Source organism: Limnoglobus roseus (assembly GCF_008254045.1).
In the GTDB taxonomy this organism is placed as follows: domain Bacteria; phylum Planctomycetota; class Planctomycetia; order Gemmatales; family Gemmataceae; genus Limnoglobus; species Limnoglobus roseus.
The window spans coordinates 4956780-4973734 of sequence record NZ_CP042425.1 but is presented as its reverse complement, the minus strand read 5'-3'; the positions used below and the strand labels follow the sequence as shown (position 1 = coordinate 4973734).

Genomic DNA, 16955 nt, shown 5'->3' with positions numbered 1-16955 from the left:
CTTGGCGCGGCCGCACGAGTCGCTATGCTTGGCCGTCCCTCTCCTCTTCCTCGAATCGAGGTGCAAGGATGCACGCCGTTCGCTCACTCGTCGTCCTCTTTGCAGCCGCGACCGTCGCCACGGCCCAAGCCCCGGCCACCGTGCCCGGAGCCGCAGTGACGTTCCGCGTCATCACGGTTCAATGGTCCGAAACGCCGAGCTTCGTCAAGTTGTTTAGCAATAGTGCCCTACTGTCGAGCGACTTGCCCGCTGGCAAGATAGACCTGCCGGACGTGCTGAAGGCCCTGGAGTCGTACCGCAACGCGACGGTGACGACCTTCCCGAAGCTGACATTGCTCAGCGGCCGGCCCGGCGAGATGAAGGCCGGGGCTGAGCGGACCGTCATCACCGGCCTGGACACGAAAGGCGATCCGAAGAGCGAAGTCGTCCACGACGGCACGATCGTGAAGGTCAAAGCGGACGTGACCGCCGACCGCAAGACGGTCGAGTTCGACCTGGACGCCAAGCACACGGTCGTCAACACGAACGTGCCGCAGTTGGCAGTGACCACGCTCCTGTCGCCCACGACCGACGGCGGAGAAATGGTTCCGTTCACGCAGTTCTACGACAAGGCCGACGTGCAAACGGGGAAGCACAAGAGCATGTTCAGCCTGCCGGCCGGTCGCAGCCGCATCATCGACCTGGGCACGATCACCGCCCCCGCTGCTACAAAGCCGACCCCAACACTGGCGCGGGTGCCGTACCTGAACCGCCTGTTCAAAGAGGCGAAGCCTGTGAACGAGAAGTACCAAGTGTACCTGATCGCCACGGCCGAGGTCGTCGAACTGTCACCCGCAACCGAATTCGTCGCCGACTACAAGAAGGCAGTCGCCGAGGGGAAGTTGGCGGACGCAAAGGCCCTGGCCGAGAAGGCCCTCGCCCTCGACCCGGCTTGCTTCGCGAAGTAATCGCGACGGCAGGCCGGGCGGAATTCGGCTTTCGCGGTTGCCCACGGCGGGGACGTTGTCGAAGGACTCGCCCAAATAAGCCTTGTTGAGAGCGTGGATCGTCGCCGGCACGCCGCGTGCGATGGCGAAACTCACGGTGTCACCAACCGAAAACCCGCTGACGTTCAATGCGACGCAGCCACTGAAGGTGACGGCCCACTGTGCATCGTTCCCGGGCATCAAGTGTAGGTGAAGGTCGGGTACATCTTTCTGAGCGTCTGCAGGTGAGCTTTTATTTGATCATCCGTCGGCGTGACGATGGCGGCGACCCGCACGGACCCATCGGCCATAAGATCGTAACCCCAATTGATGTACACCAGATGTTGCACCGCTTTGTTGGTAACTTCCGTTAGAGCCGTGATAAAAATCGTCCACGTTCGGCCGGATTTTGGCACTGCCTCGCTCGGTTTATCAGAAAATCTCGATCCGACAATCGCGAGTTCCGCCGTCGTCCAGAAGAATGGGAGCAAGTCATCGGCTTTACAAGAGCCTGGGAATCCGGGGAGTGAAACGGTATTGACAGCCCCACCCTTTCCGTACGGGTCGACGTGGGGGTTTAGTTTACAGTCTTTGAAAAATGTTCCGTTGTCGGAAACAGTTTGCACCCATTGAAGCGACTTCCCGGAAACGGTCGGGACGTTGTGCTCAATATTGATGTCCACGCCCCGGGCGCGTTTAATGTATTTGGTCACGTGGATTTGTTTGTCTTTGTGGGGACCCGATTTGATTTTAAAAATGCGCACAGAAGACCCTCCATTGGTAGATTTTCTCACCCGCCGAACGGACCCGAACGTGAGCGCAACCTGTGTGACAGCGAAGGCCGTCGAACCGTTTCGCGCAAGGACAAAAGATTCGATGCCCCCATCCCCGGAAAACGACGCCCGATTTCGTTTTTTCAACCATCTCCGGTCGTGTACCAGATGAGCAGATACTCCTTCTACGCTGGCCGAAGGTTGTCAGATTTCGATTTGACCCAAGAGGACACTACCCTACCAATTCCGTTCGCATCGGGTTACATCCGCTGCTTCCCGGCAACGTGATCGGACCGCAGGGCACCAAGGCGAATTCGGTTTTTCGTGGTTGCTCCCCGCCGTCCTTGTCGGCTACACTTCATTTACCTGCCGACCCTGTTCGCGCCGCGAACTGTCCCCCCGCCGTCTGCCGACATGAAATTCACCTTCCCGGTATTACTCCTCGTGTCGTCGTTTGCGTCCGCCTCCGAGCCGACATTCGAGCGCAACGTCGAGCCGATCCTGACCCGCTACGGCTGCAACAGCGGCGGCTGCCACGGCAAGGCCCGCGGGCAGAACGGGTTCGCCCTGTCGCTCCTCGGCTTCGACACGGACTTCGATTACAACGCCATCGTCACCGAGGCCCGCGGCCGCCGGCTGTTCGCGGCCGATGTGGACTTCAGCCTGTTCCTCCGCAAAGCCTGCGGCGACGTGCCGCACGGCGGCGGCCGGAAGTTGCCGAAGGACTCACCCGAGTACGCCCTCCTGAGAGCGTGGATCGTCGCCGGCACACCGCGGACGCCGAAGGACGCGCCGACGCTGGCGAAGATCACGGTATCGCCGACCGAGAAACTGCTGACGTTCAACACCGCTCTCCCCCTTCGCGTGATGGCCCACTTCAGCGACGGCAGTTCCGAGGACGTGACCAAACTCGCCGCCTTCCAGTCCAACGACAGCGGCTATGCGGCCGTGGACGCGACGGGCACGATCAAGACCGGCCCGATTGCCGGCGAAGCGGCGGTCACGGCCCGCTACGCGGACAAGTTTGCCGTGAGTAATGTGCTGATCCCGCTGCCGGGGACGGTGAACGCGAAGTTGTACGAGAAGCTGCCGCGGCAGAACTTCATCGACGGCCACGCCTGGAACAAGCTCAAGCAACTCGGCCTGACGCCGTCCGAGCAAGCGACTGACGCGACTTTCCTCCGGCGGGCGTTCCTCGACATCATCGGCCGCCTGCCGACGCCGGACGAGACGCGGGCGTTCCTCAAGGACGCTGACGCGAAGAAGCGCGAGAAATTGATCGACGCCCTGCTCGCCCGGCCGGAGTACGCGGACTTCTGGGCGAACAAGTGGGCCGACCTGCTGCGGCCGAACCCGTACCACGTCGGCATCAAGGCGACGTTCAACCTCGACTCGTGGTTGCGAGACGTCTTCCGCAAGAACATGCCTTACGACCAGTTCGTGCGAGAAATCCTCACTGCGTCCGGCAGCACCTTCAAGGACGGCGCGACGGTGTTCTACCGCAACCGCCGCGAGCCGGAAGAACTCGCGCCGATGGTCAGCCAGCTTTTCCTCGGGGTGCGGCTCGACTGCGCGAAGTGCCATCAGCACCCGTCGGAGAAGTGGAGCCAGCGGGACTTCTACAGCTTCGCCGCGTTCTTCGGCCGCATCGGGCGGAAGGGCACCGGCATCTCGGCCCCCATCTCCGGCAGCGAGGAGATCATCTTCGCCAGCGAAAGCCCTGCCACGGGCAAACGCCGCGGCGGCCCGGTCAAGCACCCGCTGACCGGCGAGGAGATGACGCCGACACCGTTGCTCGGTTCGCCAATGGAGATCGCCCCAGAGGACGACCCGCGGGTGAAGTTGGCCGAGTGGGTGACGGCGAAGGAGAACCCGTTCTTCGCCAAGGTCATCGTCAACCGCGTGTGGGCCGACCTGATGACCCGGGGCCTCGTGGACCCCGTGGACGACCTTCGCGACACGAACCCGCCGTCGAACCCGGCCCTGCTGAACGAACTCGCCGCCGACTTCCGAGCAAACGGCCACGACTTGAAGAAGCTGATTCGCCGCATCGCGACGAGTTACGTCTACGGCCTGTCTTCGACTCCGCAGGACCGCAACGTCGGCGACACGCGGAACTACTCCCGGCACTACCGCCAACGCCTTCGGGCCGAAGTGTTGTTGGACGCCGTCACGGACATTACCGGCGTGACCGAGAAGTTCGACGCGATGTCACCCGGTTCGCGGGCGATGGAAGCCTGGACCGTCCGCGGCACCTCGCAGTTCCTCGACAGTTTCGGCCGCCCCGACCCGAACCAGGACCCGCCGTGCGAGCGGACCACCGACACGACCGTCGTGCAAGCCCTGCACCTGATGAACGCCCCGAGCCTCAGTCGTAAGATCACCGCCGACGACGGCCGGGCCGCGAAGTTGGCCGCGAGCAAGTTGACGAGTGCCGAGGTCGTGGAGGAGTTGTACCTACTCGCGTACTGCCGCCCCCCGACCGACGCCGAGAAGGCCGCGTGCGTATCACGCTTCGAGAAAACCGGAGCGAAGCGGCGGGAGGCGGTCGAAGACCTGATGTGGGGCCTGCTAAACACGCCGGAGTTCGTCTTCGGGGATTGAAGACAGGACATTGCCATGCTCGGCGACAAGCCCGGTTGGGGTCTCAAGGTCCGCGTCTGGGTCGAACGTGACGGCGAGAAAGTCCTCGGCCCCGGCCGCGTGGAGTTGCTCGGCCACATCGACCACCACCACAGCATCTCGGCCGCTGCGAAGCAAATGGGTATGTCCTACCGCCGCGCGTGGACCCTGGTGAAGTCGATGAACGACGCGGCCGGCGAACCGCTCGTCGAACTCACAACCGGCGGGACCGGCGGCGGCGGGGCCGTTGTCACCGCTCGCGGAAGAGAGGCGATTGCCTTGTATCAGAAGCTCGTGGCGAAACTCGCGGAAGCAGCAGCCAGGTTTACTTCGTAACGGCGAGCTTCATCGGAGCCGTTTCCGAAGGCAGTGCATCGGGAACTTCCACGGCCGATTTCTTCGGCGGGAAGTAATAGTTGTTAATGCTGTTGTTCACATCAGACAGCAGGAAATACGGCAGCGTCACCGTGTCGCCGATGGCGCTCAACGGTAGATCGATCCCGAACAAGAGCATTTCCCAGGCGCGTTGGTACACTGTTTTTGGTTTCGAGGTACCCAGAGGATTAAATACAGTTGGTTCGTCGGTAACAGCGCTTGCAACACAAGTCGCATCCAGACGGACGCCGCCATAGACTCGCTGCCCGCCGTTCTGCGGAATCATGCAGGTGTTAAGCGTCGTCCCGCAACCGCTGCTCAGGATCGCCACCGCCGCAGTCACCAGAACCAACAGCCGAGGAGACATGCCGTTGCCCTCATTCGGGAGGGCATGAGAATAGCAACCGTTCTTGTCGGGTCAACGGCGTGTGGAATCACCGGGATCGGTAGTCACCCCGACGCCGTTCCCATATCTTCGATATCTTAGCCGTATTGTTGGCTCTCCCTGATTGGTCGCGCGGCCAAAGCCCTGCGATTCGTGGACGGTGTCCTCATGATTCTCGTACTCAGCCCGGATGCGTCTCTGGAACAGATCGATCACGTCATCGAACGGGTGCGGGAACTCGGCTTTCAGCCGCACGTCAGCCGGGGCGAGTCGCGGACCATCGTCGGGGCCATCGGCGACGAGACGAAGCCGTTCGCTCAGAACTTCGCCGCCATCCCCGGCGTCGAACAAGTGCTGCCGATCATGAAGCCGTTTAAGCTCGCCAGCCGCGAGTTCCGCAAGGACGACTCCGTCGTTTACGTCGGCAAGGTGCGCATCGGCGGCGGTAGCCTCGCCATGATCGCCGGGCCGTGCGCCGTCGAAAATTACGAAGTGATGGACACAGTCGCCAAGTACGTGAAGGCCGGCGGGGCGAACATCCTTCGCGGCGGGGCGTTCAAGCCGCGGACCAGCCCGTATGCGTTCCAGGGCATGGGCGAGGACGGGCTAAAAATTCTGAAGGACGTGGGCCAGAAGTACGACATGCCGGTCGTCACGGAAGTGATGGACCCTCGGCAAGTGGACCTGGTTTGCCGGTACGCCGACATGCTGCAACTCGGTGCCCGCAACATGCAGAACTTCGATCTGCTGAAGGAGTGCGGCCGCACGCAAACGCCGGTGCTACTGAAGCGCGGCATGAGCGCGACGGTGAAGGACTTGCTGATGTCGGCCGAGTACATCTTGGCCGAGGGGAACAAGAACGTCGTCCTCTGCGAGCGCGGCGTGCGGAGCTTCGAGGACAGCACGCGGAACATGCTCGACATGAGTGCCGTCCCGAACGTGAAGGGCCAATCGCACCTGCCGATCATCGTGGACCCGAGCCACGCAACCGGCCGCCCGGACCTGATCCCGAGTATGTGCCGGGCGAGCGTCGCGGCCGGGGCCGACGGCGTCCACGTGGAAGTCCACAACTGCCCGGAAAAGGCCCTCTCCGACGGCCCGCAAGCGTTGCCGCCGCACCAGTTCCTGGCCTTGATGGGCGACCTCCGCCGGCTCGGCGATGCGCTCGGCCGGCACTTCTGGGCACCAACAGAAGCGTGATCTTCATTTTCAACTTCTAAAGGGGAAGCGATGGCTCGGCCGAAGTTTGTGGCGGGCAACTGGAAGATGTACACCGACCTCGCCGGGGCGAAGAGCCTTGCGGCGGCGGTGGCGAAAGAAGTCGGGTCCAGTAGCAAAGTCCAGGTCGCGGTCTGCCCACCGGCCCCGTGGCTGACGGCCGTTGCGGACGCGGTCAAGGGGTCGGCCGTGGTTGTCGGTGCCCAGAATTGCCACTTCGAGAAAGAAGGGGCGTTCACCGGCGAACTCGCCCCACAGATGGTTCTCGGTGCGGGGTGTAAGTACGTTCTCATCGGCCACAGCGAGCGGCGGCACGGCCTCGGCGAGACGGACGACCTGCTCAACAAGAAGGCCCGGGCGGCCCTCGCGGCCGGGTTGCACGTCATCTTCTGCATCGGCGAACTGCTGGCCGAGCGCGAGTCGAACCATACCGAATCCGTCCTCGACCGACAAATCTCGTTCGGCCTCGCGGACGTGCCCCCCGAGCAGATGGCAAACCTCGTCATCGCCTACGAACCCGTCTGGGCCATCGGCACCGGCAAAGTCGCCACGCCGGAACAGGCGCAGGCGGCCCACGCCTTCGTCCGCGGGAAAATTGTCGAGATGTTCGGCGAGAAAGTGGCGTCGGAGCTTCTCATTCAGTACGGCGGTTCGGTGAAGCCGGACAACGCGGTGACGATTCTGCACCAGCCGGACGTGGACGGGGCACTCGTCGGCGGCGCGAGCCTGAAAGCCGATAGTTTCCTGGCCATCGTGAAGGCGGCGGGCTAGGCGATTCGCCGGGCCGTCATAACTTAGCAGTTGTGGAACTGTGATCGTCCAGGAGGTCGGCGCGTGACCCTCTTTGCGGAAGGTGCCTCGGGCATCTCGTACTTTCTCAACGTCGTCATCATTATCGTCAGCGTCCTGCTGATGCTCGTCGTCCTCATCCAACGGGGTAAGGGCGGCGGGTTGGCCGGGGCGTTCGGCGGGGCCGGCGGCTCCAGCGCGTTCGGCTCGCGGGCCGGCGACGCCTTCACCAAGATTACCCTGTACCTCGCCGGCGTGTGGGTGCTGGTCATCATGGTTCACGTGAAGTTCGCGCAGGCCGACGCCCGCGGCACCACGCCGCCCGCGGGCCTCGTCGAACCCGCCAAGTAACCACCGCCCGAGGTCGGACACGTGCTGCTGAGTATGACCGGGTTCGGTGAAGCCCGCGCCCTGACGCCCGACCTCGCGGTTTCGCTCGAAGTTCGCTCGGTCAACAACCGGCACCTCAAGGTCACCGTCCGCGGGTCCGAGCCGTATCCCGCGCTGGAACCCGACTTCGAGAAGGTCATCCGCCGCACCGTGAAGCGCGGCACCCTGCACCTGACCGTGCGGGTCGAACGGCAGCGCGGCACGAACGGCCACACGCTCAACACCGCGGTCCTGACGGGCTACCTCCAACAGATTCAAGCCGCCTGCCCGGCCGCGACCGACACTAGCGTCCTTCTGGCCGCTCTCCTCGCCCTGCCGGGGATTGCCCCGGAGGCGGGCAGTCGGACGGCTGTCCCGGAAGAGGAATGGCCGCTGGTCGAACGGGTTTTGCACGAAGCCCTGACGAAACTGGACGCCGTGCGGCGTGACGAAGGCCGTGCGATGGCGGACGAGTTGCTTCTCCACCACCGCCACATCAAGGACCAACTCGAGTTGGTCCGCCAACACTTGCCGCGGGTGATGGACGATTACCGGCAACGCCTTCTGGACCGCATCCGGCAGGCCGTCGCGAGTGCGGGCGTGACGGTCGAACCGGAGCACCTGATCCGCGAGCTCGCCGCCTACGCCGACCGCACCGACGTTTCGGAAGAAGTCACCCGGCTCGACGCCCATCTGATACAGTTTGAAGAGGTGATCCGCAAGGAGAGCGACGGCCCCGGTCGGCGGCTGGAGTTCGTCCTTCAAGAAATGGGCCGCGAGACGAACACCCTCGGCTCGAAAGCCGGCGACGTGACGATCTCCCGAAACGTGGTCGAGATCAAGGCTACGCTCGAAAAGATGAAGGAATTGGTACAGAACGTCGAATGACCGCCCCACTGCTAGTCGTGTCCGGGCCGAGCGGTGTGGGGAAGACGACGGTCGTGGCGGAACTGCTCGCCACGACGCCGGAGTTGCCCCTGCGGCGGGCCGTCACGGCCACGACGCGGCAACCGCGGGCCGGCGAACTCGACGGTCGCGACTACCACTTCTGGACCGTGGCGAAGTTCCAGGACGAAGTCGCGGCGAACCGGATGCTCGAACACGCGGTCGTCTTCGGGCGGGACTACTACGGCACGCCCAACGCTTCGGTCGACGTTCACCGGACGGCGAGGCACGGCGTGATCCTGGTGGTGGACGTGCAAGGGGCCGCCAGCGTGCGGGCCGCCTTGCCGGGCGATCACCTGTCGATCTTCCTCATGCCACCGTCGGCAGAACAACTCCGCGAGCGGTTGCGGGGCCGCGGGACGGAAGACGCCGATGCCCTGGCGAGACGCATCCAGACGGCCGAGACGGAACTGGCCTGCCGCAACGACTTCGACGTCCGCGTCGTCAACGACGACTTGGGCGAAACCGTGAAGGCCCTCCGGGCCGTCATCCAGGAACAATTCACCATCAGGGGGATTTCATGCTCGACGAACTGAAAGAAGAAGAGATTGTCAACAAGGTCGGCGGCCGGTTCAAGCTCTCGACGCTGATCCAGAAGCGAATGGTCGCCCTGAACACCGGAGCGAAGCCGTTGGTCCAGGTGCCGGGCGGTGACCGCCTCCAGACCGTGGTGCAGGAAATCCTCCAGGACAAAATCTTCCTGGACGTGGCCGGCGAACTGCAATCCCGCAACGCGACGGCGACGGCGAACATCGCCGGCAACGTCTTCGGCTCGCAGAAGCCCGCCCCGATCCCGACGACCCAGGCGCGAGACGCGGACTGAATGTGCTAAAATCCGAGCGAGCCGAACACCTCCAGGTGTTCGGCTCGTCCGTTTCCCGGTCATCGCGAACTGTTCGCCGGCCGAAGGCGTATTTGTAGAACAGTCCATATCTTGCCCCGCGAGCCGTTCCGAGGACGACCGATGGCCGAAGCTCCCCGGCTACTGACCACCAACGAGCCGACCGGGTACGCCCCGTATTCGGTCACTGCGATCCTCGCGCTCATCCTGACCATCGTCTTCATGCTGACGCTCGGCGTCCTCGGCATCCTCGCCTTCTTTAGCGGGCAGCAACTCGTCGAGCCGCTGTTGCTCGTCCTTCCGGCCGGCGTCATCGTCCTCGCCTTCGCCGCCCGCCGACAAATCCAGAATTCCGAAGGCACGCGGGCCGGCCTCCCGTTCTGTAATTTCGCCTGGTGGGTCGCCGTCCTCGGCGGGTGCGGCTACGCGGCCTATCTCGTCGGCCGGTTGATCGGCGTGCAACAAGACACGAAGGACGCCCTCGTCGTTTGGATGACCACCCTCGAAAAGGTGAACCCGATCGACACGCGGACCGTCGACTTCCACAAGGCGTTCCAGACGACGCTCGACACCGGCCGGCAGGAGTCGGTGGACGTGAAGCCCCGCGAGGCCGGCAAGCCCGTCGATCCGCGGGACATCGAAGCGGTCCAGAAGGGCTTCCTCGAAGACACGCCGGGCATGATCGGGGTGGTCCGGTTCCGCCAAATCGACCTTCTACGCATCCTGCACCGCAACCACGAGTTCCAGCCGAAGTTCACGTTCGACGGCCTCCAATCGTGGCAGCAGGACGCTTCCGGCCTTCGGTGCAAATCGGCCGGCACGCTCGTCACGCCCGAGGGTTCGTACAAACTGAACTTCGACATGATGCGGCAAATCCCCACCGGCAGTCGGCCGGTCTGGCGGGTCGTCGCCCCGACGCAGGGCTTCGTCGGTGGGGCCAAATTTACCCGCTACGGCCAGCAGATCCTTGAGGTCGAAGCCGCCGGCCGCAGCCTCGTGTACGACGCGCTGCTAACGGTGTTCGCCCGCGCCCCGCAGGTCCGGCCGATGCTGCTCCAAGAGTTCAACCAACCGGGGTTCCAGCATTTCGATTTCCTGAAGCCCCTGTCGGGCCGTGCGGCCCTCATGGGCGCGGGTGCCAGCTTACCGCAGGAACCGCCGGGGTACGAGACGCAGATCAAGTCGCAGTTCTTCGTGCCGCTCGACCGCCTCGACGCCACCCGGGACGGCGACCCCCGCGAGAAGTTTTTCGCCGCCTGGCGGGAAGGGCGGATCGTGCAACCGGGGGCGATCCTGGCCGAAAGCCCCGACCAGGCCCCGATCATGACCGTGACGGAGAAGTCGATCGAACTGCGGGTGCCCGTCGAGATCCAACTGCCGCGGACGGAAGCGTCGCAAAGTGCGGCCCGCGGGGCGGTCGTCATCGTTTGCGACGACGCGGCTTTCCTCGCGAAGCTCAACGACCTCCGCAAGTCGGCCGCGGTGGACCCGCTCGCCGACCCGGTCGCCCCGAAGGGGGACGCGGCGGTGCCCTGGAAGCTCCGCCACATCGAATCGGACATGCACCTGGTGAAGTCGTCCCGCAGCAAGGACAATGCCCCTTCGGGTCAGGCGGAAACGCCACCGGGGATGCCGAAGTAGGCGGCGGGAGCGGGCCGGTCGCGTAGAATGCGTTCAACGCCCGACCCCAACCCGCGAGAATGACCGATGGACCACTTCTGTTCGATCCCCGACGCCCTGGCCGAACTGCGGGCCGGCCGGATGGTCGTGCTGGTGGACGACGAACACCGCGAGAACGAGGGCGACCTCGTCATGGCCGGCGAACTGATGACGCCGGCCGACGTGAACTTCATGGTCCGCGAGGCCTGCGGCCGCCTCTGCGTGGCGATGTCCAAGCCGAACGCCGACCGCCTAGGGTTGGACCTGCTCCCCGGCGTTCGCATCGACGCGAGTGCCACGCCGTTCACGCACAATTTCGACGCCCACTTCGGCATCACCACCGGCATTTCCGCCCACGACCGCTGCCGCACGATTCAGGTGTGTGCGGACCCCGCGTCCGGCCCGAACGACCTAGTCCGCGACAAGGGCCACATGGACGGCCTGATCGCGAAGGCGGGCGGCGTACTGGTGCGGGCCGGCCACACCGAGGGCAGCGTCGACCTGTGCAGGATGGCCGGGCTTCGCGAAGTCGGCGTGATTTGCGAGGTCCTGAACGAAGACGGCTCCATGGCCCGCCTGCCGGACTTGATCGAGTACTGCCGGCACCACAGCCTCAAGATGTGTACCATCGCCGACCTGATTGAATACCGTCGGCAGACCGAGAAACTGGTGAAGCGAGAGATCGGCCTGAAACTGCCGACGGAGTTCGGCGAATTCGACCTGTTCGCGTACACGTCGCTGGTCGACGCGGAACCGCACATCGCCATCACCATGGGCGGCGTCGGCGTCGAACACACCGGTGGCGTGATTTGCCCGGTGAACGAACCGGTACTGGTGCGGATGCACAGCGAGTGTTTGACCGGAGACGTGTTGCACTCCGCGAAGTGCGACTGCGGCCCACAATTGCAGTACGCCATGCAGCAGGTGGCCGCCGCCGGCAAGGGCGTGATCGTCTACATGCGGCAGGAAGGTCGCGGCATCGGCCTCCTGAACAAGCTAAAAGCCTACCGCCTTCAGCAAGAGGAAGGGTTGGACACGGTCGAGGCCAACAAGCGGCTCGGCTTCGCCCCGGACCTCCGCAACTTCGGCATCGGCGCACAAATCCTGCACGACCTCGGCGTGCGACAGATCCGCCTGCTGACGAACAACCCGCGGAAGGTGATCGGCTTGGAGGGCTACGGTCTGAAGATCGTCGAGCGGGTGCCGATCCAAATGACGCCGGGCGAGTTCAACCGCGACTACCTCGCCACGAAGCGGGAGAAGCTCGGCCACCTGCTCGACAAGTTGGAAGGCGAGGGCGTGGAGAAGTGAGCGAAAAGTGGACGCGGCTCGCTTTGCGAATTCGCCGCATCCACTTTTTACATCAACAAAAATGCTTCGGTTTCAGCCGCTGTTACATCTTCCCTTTCGAGTTCTCCGTGCGCGTATAACGGTGATCGTGGACGCAAACTAGGCATGAGAAACAGTTGGCCATCTAGATGCTGAATAATAGCCTTGCTCAGCTCGATGATATTACAGACTCGATCCATCATGATTAGTATACCCAATAACTTGATCGTTGAGACTTGTATCGTCTCTCCGACACCACCCCGTTGCCTGGGCCCCGATTCACCAATGAGACCGAGGCAGTCAGCCTTTTGTCGCGCAATCTCGTAGCTTTCAAGTTCAATCGTGAGTCTCACTAACGCGGTATGAACTGGCAACGGAGCCATCGTTCCGGTCTGACTGCAATACTCCATGAATAGTGGCGAAGCCAGCGAACGAGGCAGGACGACTGGATAGAATTTTGTGTTAAGACACGACCCAATCCAGTGCGAACATAGCTGATCAAACTCCTCTGTGTTCACTGTAGTTTTCTGCTTGTCAAGCATGAGCTTTTCGGGCATGCGTGCGTAGAAATGTTCAATAGTACGTCGCGAGCTAAACACACTCTTTTGCCCTCGCACGAGTGATATCCGCACGAACTCATGCAGTTCGTCTCTAAGGAGACGACGCAACGCCACCTCCTCTACGGGCCGCTTCGTGAACGCTTGCACCTGAAGTTGCTCAATGATCTCGCCGAACTGCTCGAAGATATGAAGCCAGTTCCCAGTCGGATACGTCCCTTGGCCTTTTGTTGCGGATGCGGTCTCCTTGCTTTTTCCAACTTCCTCGATGAACCTGCTAATAAACTCTGCATTCGTCGCGGCCTTGGTCGGAGCTAACATCACTTGAGCCTTTGCCCCCGGATCAAGGTCCATCTCTTGGATGTGTTTCGCTAATAACTTCCGGTCGTCCTTCATTTGCCACACATTAGCTCGAACAAATGCAAGGATTTTCAATTTCCCTTGTTCGTGGAGCCGATATGCCTCGCGGTATTCCTGCTGCGTGATGCTAATCTGATTCGGCTCGTTGTACCAGCCACCGACCCGAGCCCCGATGAGCAAGATGAAGAAGTGTGCTTCGGCGATCGACTTTAGGCAGCCTTCGTAGGAATGATTTTCGAGAGGTTTTGGGAAGTCGTTGAAGTCAGATGCTAGAACCCGGCAGCCCTGCCGCTCCAAGAAATACTTGATGGCAGAGCGTAGATCCTTGAAATCGTAGATCGTGGATGAAAGGAAGAAAGTCGGCGGTTTCATGAGTGTCTCACGAAAGCAGAGAATTACTCCATTTCAGTAATATACGTTCGCCCATTGGTTCCTTGGTCGCCACAAAATGGGTCAACCGCAAAAAGAGGGACGCAGCTCGTTTTCAAAACGAACTATGTCCCTCTTTTAGACGTTTACGGTCGAAACAGACCGGAGCTACCGGTCCGGGCTATTCGTAATCCAAAGCGACATCAATACACCGCGTTCGGGTCGACCTTCGTCGGGCCGCTGGCGACGGCGGTGCCGCCGGCGTAGCGGGCGTGCCAGCCTTCGGCCGCCCGCAGCGTGTGCAGGTCTTCCATTGAGTAGCCGTACTTCTTGAACCACGGCGTGCCCTGCTTCACGATCGCGTCAATCTCGGTGACGCGCTTCACGCACTCCGTCTCGGCGAACTTCTGCCGCTCGGCTGGGTTGGTGTACGTGAAGAACTCCTTCCAGAACGCTCGGCCGCCGAGGATGCCGCTCGCCCCCGCCTTCATCGCCATTTCGACCTGCTTCTTGTACTGGTCGTAGTCCACGCCGGCACTCAGCAGTACCCACGGCTTCTCGCAGGCGTCGTTCAGCCGCTTCAGGTTGTCGGTCAGTTGGGCGTCGCTCTCGACGCCCGGCGTGCCAGGGAACTCGGACTTGTAGATGTCGCACAGCCGGCTCAGGATGCGGGCCGAGTCGATCACCGTCGTCGCCTTACGGTCGAGCTTCGTCTTCGACTTGTCGTCCTCGCCGTTGTACGCGAAGTGGATCGGCTCCAGCAGGAACAGGATGTCGTGGGCGATGCAGTCCTCGTACATCTTGCGGGTGAACTCGAAGTTGTGCTCGGCCGAGTCGAACTCTTCCGGCTCGAACTGGGCGAGCAACTTCACCGCGTCGGCCCCGCACCGCTTGATCTTGTGGACGCCCCAACCCTGTTCGACTTCGCCGCACGGGGCACCGGCCTTGTTCTTGGCGGCGCCGGACTTCTCGACGCGGATGAGCAAGCCGGTGCTGCTCGGCACGGCCTGGGCGGCGACGGTGCTCCAATAACCGTAGTAGCCGTCGACGAGGAGGCCGGAGCAGTGCGGCGCGAGGGCGCGGGAGAGCATCACTTTCGCGTCCGCAATCTCGGCGAAGGTCGGCTCCTTACCGGTGGCCTTCTTCATCATCGACATCATGCTGCTGTTTTGGTCGGTGGCGACCATCGTCAGGGTGCCGTTCGCGTTGCTAATCCGTTGCAGCCCGCGCATCTTGCCGGGGGTGAGGCCGAGGCCGAGTACACGGGTTACGGAATGAGGGGTGGACATCGTTCTAGCGTCTCCAGAGATGGGAAGATCGGAGACTGTCTTATGAGATAGCGAACTACACGGCGAGGCAGGGACATCCGCCCCGGCCTCGCCGCGATTGAATTAATCGTCCTCGTCGTCTTCGTCGTCCTCATCCTCGTCGTCATCCTTCTCTTCCTCTTCCTCGTTGTCCATCGCGCCTTCGACTTCCATGAAGCCGGCGAGGACTTTCGGGTTGCGGAGCGTGATGAGCGCGAAGATGCCGGTCAGGGCAAGCGGGATGCCCATGATCGCCCCGGTCATCGCCCACGTGTACGATTCGAGGTTCTGCATCCGGCTCGCGCCGAGCAAGACGAGCGCCGCCCAGATGGCGATGATGATGCCGAAGAGCACCCACGGCAGTTGTTCCGAGTAGTCGTCGTCGCTCGGCGAGACGTCGGTGAAGATCAACGGCCACAACCCGTAGATGATCGTACCGAGGCCGATCACGAACGTGAGGCCGCCGGACGCGACGAGCAGGTTGGCCGGCATCACGAGCAGCGACATCGCCGGGCCGCGGGCACTCCGCTTCTTCTTGTCGTCCACACCGTCGAAGCGGACCTTCGCCTTCGCGGCCTTCTGCTCCTCGGTGTCTTCCTCGGTTACAAGCCCGTAGGGGTTGATGTCGTTCTCGTCGTCGTCGACTGGCTTCGCGGCGGGTTCGGCCGGCTTCTCGGCGGCGACCGGCTTCACGGGGGCCGCGGCCTTTTCCTGGACTTCCTTCACCTTCGGGACGAAGGCCGTCTGGCACTCCTTGCAGCGGATCTTCTTCCCTTCCGGCGGCCGGGCTTTCGCCTTCAACTCGGCGTCGCACTCCGGGCACTTCATTACGAACATGGGCCACTCCACGAGAGCCGGATCGGCAGAAAATGAACGAGCGACGAACAATCGACCCACTCGCATCCTATCGCGTCGTCACGGCTTCTGCCAGACGCTCATCACCGCGAGTTGGCCGAGGACGCGGACCTTCAGTTCCCGCTGCTGCTGCCAGCCGTGGGCCTTGACCGCCTCCCGCAGCGTCACCGACTCGGCCACCAGAAAGACCGCGCGACCGCCCGGCCGGAGGACGCGGTTCCACTCCTTCGCGGCCGCCCGGTAGAGGCCGGGGATCAGTTCCGGGGCCGAGAGTTGCTTGCCGAACGGTGGGTTCGTGATGATGCGGTCCACCGACTCGGCGGCGAGGGGCAACGCCGTCGCGTCCCACCGGCACAGATCGACCGGCCCGAGGCGTTCGATGTTCGCCTGCGCGTTCAAAAGGGTCGTGGCGTCCAAGTCGCCGCCGATCACGCGGACGTGTCCGGCCCTGCGCCGGCGGCTGAGTTCGATCTGCTCGGCCAGGATCGTGCCCGCCCCGCAGAACGGGTCGAGGACGGTCATGTCCGGGGCCGCGCCGGCGAGGCGGACCATCGCCCCGGCCACGCTCGGCCGCAGGGACGCGGCGACGTGTTCCCGCTTGTAGGCGCGGTGCCGCATGGTGCGGTCGCTGAGGCGGACGCCGCAAACGGCCGTGCGGCCGGTGATCGTCAGCCAAATTTCAAGCCAGGCGTTCTCGTCGGCCGGTTGCCAGGTCCCGGGGATTTTCCCCTTCAGCCCGTCGGCCATCGCGTCGAGGGCGTCCACCCGGCGGAAGCCGTGCTCGCCCGTCATCTGGCAGACGAGGTGGAACGTCGGCTTGCCCTTCGGCATTCCCCGAACAGCGTGGTGAATCTGGAACAGCCGTTTCCAGTCGGGCTGTTTCGCCGTCCATTGCTCGATCGACTTCAGGTCGGCGGCCTTGTACGTGAGCGTGTCGGACCCCCACGCGAGGAGGTAAACGTCTTCCGTGGTGCGGAGTTGCACCACGTCCTCGTCGATGGTGTTGAGGCGGAAGATGACGGTGCCGCGGCGGGTCTTTTTGACTTCGCCGCCGAGGTCGCGGGTAATCTCGTCCGCGACGACCGGCTCCAACCCCGCGTGGAGCATGGCGTACAGCGGCGGCAGGGGCGTGTCTTCGGACTTCGAGCGGCGGGCCATGATCTCGGGTGGGTACGCGGTAATTTCCGGCAATTGTCTCTGTGTGAAGTAAGATAGCAATTCGACGGCATACAAGGCG

At 63.1% G+C, this 16955-nt stretch carries 17 protein-coding genes; 11 read left to right on the top strand and 6 right to left on the bottom strand.

Features of this window, described 5'->3' with window-relative positions:
* The first annotated feature begins 68 nt into the window (after positions 1 to 68).
* Positions 69 to 947, top strand: coding sequence for a hypothetical protein (locus tag PX52LOC_RS20760; protein ID WP_149111891.1), 879 nt, complete (start codon positions 69 to 71; stop codon positions 945 to 947).
* Positions 948 to 1165: 218 nt separating this feature from the next.
* On the opposite strand, the gene PX52LOC_RS20755 is transcribed toward PX52LOC_RS20760, so the two are convergent.
* The gene (locus PX52LOC_RS20755; protein WP_149111890.1) at positions 1166 to 1729 is read right to left on the bottom strand and encodes a hypothetical protein; all 564 of its coding nucleotides are present in this window, start codon (positions 1727 to 1729) and stop codon (positions 1166 to 1168) included.
* A gap of 423 nt (positions 1730 to 2152) precedes the next feature.
* On the opposite strand from PX52LOC_RS20755, the gene PX52LOC_RS20750 reads away from it, so the two are divergent.
* Positions 2153 to 4342 (top strand): DUF1549 and DUF1553 domain-containing protein, encoded by a 2190-nt coding sequence (locus PX52LOC_RS20750; RefSeq protein ID WP_149111889.1) that lies wholly within the window; start codon positions 2153 to 2155, stop codon positions 4340 to 4342.
* Between the two features lie 15 nt (positions 4343 to 4357).
* Positions 4358 to 4696: a winged helix-turn-helix domain-containing protein gene (locus tag PX52LOC_RS20745; RefSeq protein WP_149111888.1), complete on the top strand. Its 339-nt coding sequence runs from the start codon at positions 4358 to 4360 to the stop codon at positions 4694 to 4696.
* Here the strand turns inward: PX52LOC_RS20745 and PX52LOC_RS20740 are convergent.
* The gene (locus PX52LOC_RS20740; RefSeq protein ID WP_149111887.1) at positions 4686 to 5102 is read right to left on the bottom strand and encodes a YceK/YidQ family lipoprotein; all 417 of its coding nucleotides are present in this window, start codon (positions 5100 to 5102) and stop codon (positions 4686 to 4688) included. The two genes, PX52LOC_RS20745 and PX52LOC_RS20740, sit on opposite strands and share 11 nt — an antisense overlap.
* Positions 5103 to 5288: 186 nt before the next feature.
* Here PX52LOC_RS20740 and aroF point away from each other — a divergent pair, with 186 nt between their 5' ends.
* The 8 genes from aroF (at position 5289) to ribA (ending at position 12252) form a co-directional block, all read left to right on the top strand.
* Entirely contained in the window at positions 5289 to 6320 is a 1032-nt protein-coding gene (aroF, locus tag PX52LOC_RS20735; RefSeq protein WP_149111886.1) for a 3-deoxy-7-phosphoheptulonate synthase, read from the top strand.
* Between the two features lie 30 nt (positions 6321 to 6350).
* Positions 6351 to 7109, top strand: coding sequence for a triose-phosphate isomerase (gene tpiA / locus PX52LOC_RS20730; RefSeq protein WP_149111885.1), 759 nt, complete (start codon positions 6351 to 6353; stop codon positions 7107 to 7109).
* Positions 7110 to 7172: 63 nt separating this feature from the next.
* Entirely contained in the window at positions 7173 to 7478 is a 306-nt protein-coding gene (gene secG, locus PX52LOC_RS20725) for a preprotein translocase subunit SecG (RefSeq protein ID WP_246173425.1), read from the top strand.
* 21 nt (positions 7479 to 7499) lie between these two features.
* The gene (locus tag PX52LOC_RS20720) at positions 7500 to 8384 is read left to right on the top strand and encodes a YicC/YloC family endoribonuclease (protein ID WP_149111884.1); all 885 of its coding nucleotides are present in this window, start codon (positions 7500 to 7502) and stop codon (positions 8382 to 8384) included.
* Positions 8381 to 8977: a guanylate kinase gene (gmk, locus tag PX52LOC_RS20715; protein ID WP_149111883.1), complete on the top strand. Its 597-nt coding sequence runs from the start codon at positions 8381 to 8383 to the stop codon at positions 8975 to 8977. Before PX52LOC_RS20720 ends, gmk begins: the two co-directional genes overlap by 4 nt.
* The gene (locus PX52LOC_RS20710) at positions 8962 to 9264 is read left to right on the top strand and encodes a DNA-directed RNA polymerase subunit omega (RefSeq protein ID WP_149111882.1); all 303 of its coding nucleotides are present in this window, start codon (positions 8962 to 8964) and stop codon (positions 9262 to 9264) included. The genes gmk and PX52LOC_RS20710 overlap by 16 nt, the downstream gene beginning before the upstream one ends.
* Before the next feature lie 141 nt (positions 9265 to 9405).
* Positions 9406 to 10923, top strand: a complete 1518-nt coding sequence (locus tag PX52LOC_RS20705; protein WP_149111881.1) for a hypothetical protein — start codon at positions 9406 to 9408, stop codon at positions 10921 to 10923.
* 66 nt (positions 10924 to 10989) lie between these two features.
* Positions 10990 to 12252, top strand: coding sequence for a GTP cyclohydrolase II (gene ribA / locus PX52LOC_RS20700; RefSeq protein WP_149111880.1), 1263 nt, complete (start codon positions 10990 to 10992; stop codon positions 12250 to 12252).
* Between the two features lie 47 nt (positions 12253 to 12299).
* On the opposite strand, the gene PX52LOC_RS20695 is transcribed toward ribA, so the two are convergent.
* The 4 genes from PX52LOC_RS20695 to PX52LOC_RS20680 all read right to left on the bottom strand — a co-directional run bounded on the left by PX52LOC_RS20695 (position 12300) and on the right by PX52LOC_RS20680 (position 16876).
* Positions 12300 to 13559 carry a DUF4062 domain-containing protein gene (locus PX52LOC_RS20695; RefSeq protein ID WP_149111879.1) on the bottom strand — a complete coding sequence of 420 codons (1260 nt, stop codon included), beginning with the start codon at positions 13557 to 13559 and terminating at the stop codon, positions 12300 to 12302.
* A 200-nt stretch (positions 13560 to 13759) separates the two neighbouring features.
* On the bottom strand, positions 13760 to 14845 hold the full coding sequence (locus PX52LOC_RS20690) for a tagatose 1,6-diphosphate aldolase (protein WP_149111878.1): 1086 nt from the start codon (positions 14843 to 14845) through the stop codon (positions 13760 to 13762).
* A 102-nt stretch (positions 14846 to 14947) separates the two neighbouring features.
* A complete protein-coding gene (locus PX52LOC_RS40735; RefSeq protein ID WP_168219114.1) occupies positions 14948 to 15700 on the bottom strand; it encodes a zinc ribbon domain-containing protein in 753 nt (250 codons plus the stop codon).
* A 78-nt stretch (positions 15701 to 15778) separates the two neighbouring features.
* Entirely contained in the window at positions 15779 to 16876 is a 1098-nt protein-coding gene (locus tag PX52LOC_RS20680; protein WP_149111877.1) for a methyltransferase domain-containing protein, read from the bottom strand.
* Positions 16877 to 16955: the final 79 nt, after the last annotated feature.

Excerpts from the sequence above, each read along its gene's own strand:
- PX52LOC_RS20760 (WP_149111891.1), top strand. The coding sequence starts at position 69 with ATGCACGCCGTTCGCTCACTCGTCGTCCTCTTTGCAGCCGCGACCGTC.
- PX52LOC_RS20705 (WP_149111881.1), top strand. The coding sequence starts at position 9,406 with ATGGCCGAAGCTCCCCGGCTACTGACCACCAACGAGCCGACCGGGTAC.
- PX52LOC_RS20740 (WP_149111887.1), bottom strand. The coding sequence starts at position 5,102 with ATGTCTCCTCGGCTGTTGGTTCTGGTGACTGCGGCGGTGGCGATCCTG.
- PX52LOC_RS20750 (WP_149111889.1), top strand. The coding sequence starts at position 2,153 with ATGAAATTCACCTTCCCGGTATTACTCCTCGTGTCGTCGTTTGCGTCC.
- aroF (WP_149111886.1), top strand. The coding sequence starts at position 5,289 with ATGATTCTCGTACTCAGCCCGGATGCGTCTCTGGAACAGATCGATCAC.
- PX52LOC_RS40735 (WP_168219114.1), bottom strand. The coding sequence starts at position 15,700 with ATGTTCGTAATGAAGTGCCCGGAGTGCGACGCCGAGTTGAAGGCGAAA.
- PX52LOC_RS20680 (WP_149111877.1), bottom strand. The coding sequence starts at position 16,876 with ATGGCCCGCCGCTCGAAGTCCGAAGACACGCCCCTGCCGCCGCTGTAC.
- PX52LOC_RS20690 (WP_149111878.1), bottom strand. The coding sequence starts at position 14,845 with ATGTCCACCCCTCATTCCGTAACCCGTGTACTCGGCCTCGGCCTCACC.
- PX52LOC_RS20710 (WP_149111882.1), top strand. The coding sequence starts at position 8,962 with ATGCTCGACGAACTGAAAGAAGAAGAGATTGTCAACAAGGTCGGCGGC.
- PX52LOC_RS20745 (WP_149111888.1), top strand. The coding sequence starts at position 4,358 with ATGCTCGGCGACAAGCCCGGTTGGGGTCTCAAGGTCCGCGTCTGGGTC.
- ribA (WP_149111880.1), top strand. The coding sequence starts at position 10,990 with ATGGACCACTTCTGTTCGATCCCCGACGCCCTGGCCGAACTGCGGGCC.
- PX52LOC_RS20695 (WP_149111879.1), bottom strand. The coding sequence starts at position 13,559 with ATGAAACCGCCGACTTTCTTCCTTTCATCCACGATCTACGATTTCAAG.
- gmk (WP_149111883.1), top strand. The coding sequence starts at position 8,381 with ATGACCGCCCCACTGCTAGTCGTGTCCGGGCCGAGCGGTGTGGGGAAG.
- tpiA (WP_149111885.1), top strand. The coding sequence starts at position 6,351 with ATGGCTCGGCCGAAGTTTGTGGCGGGCAACTGGAAGATGTACACCGAC.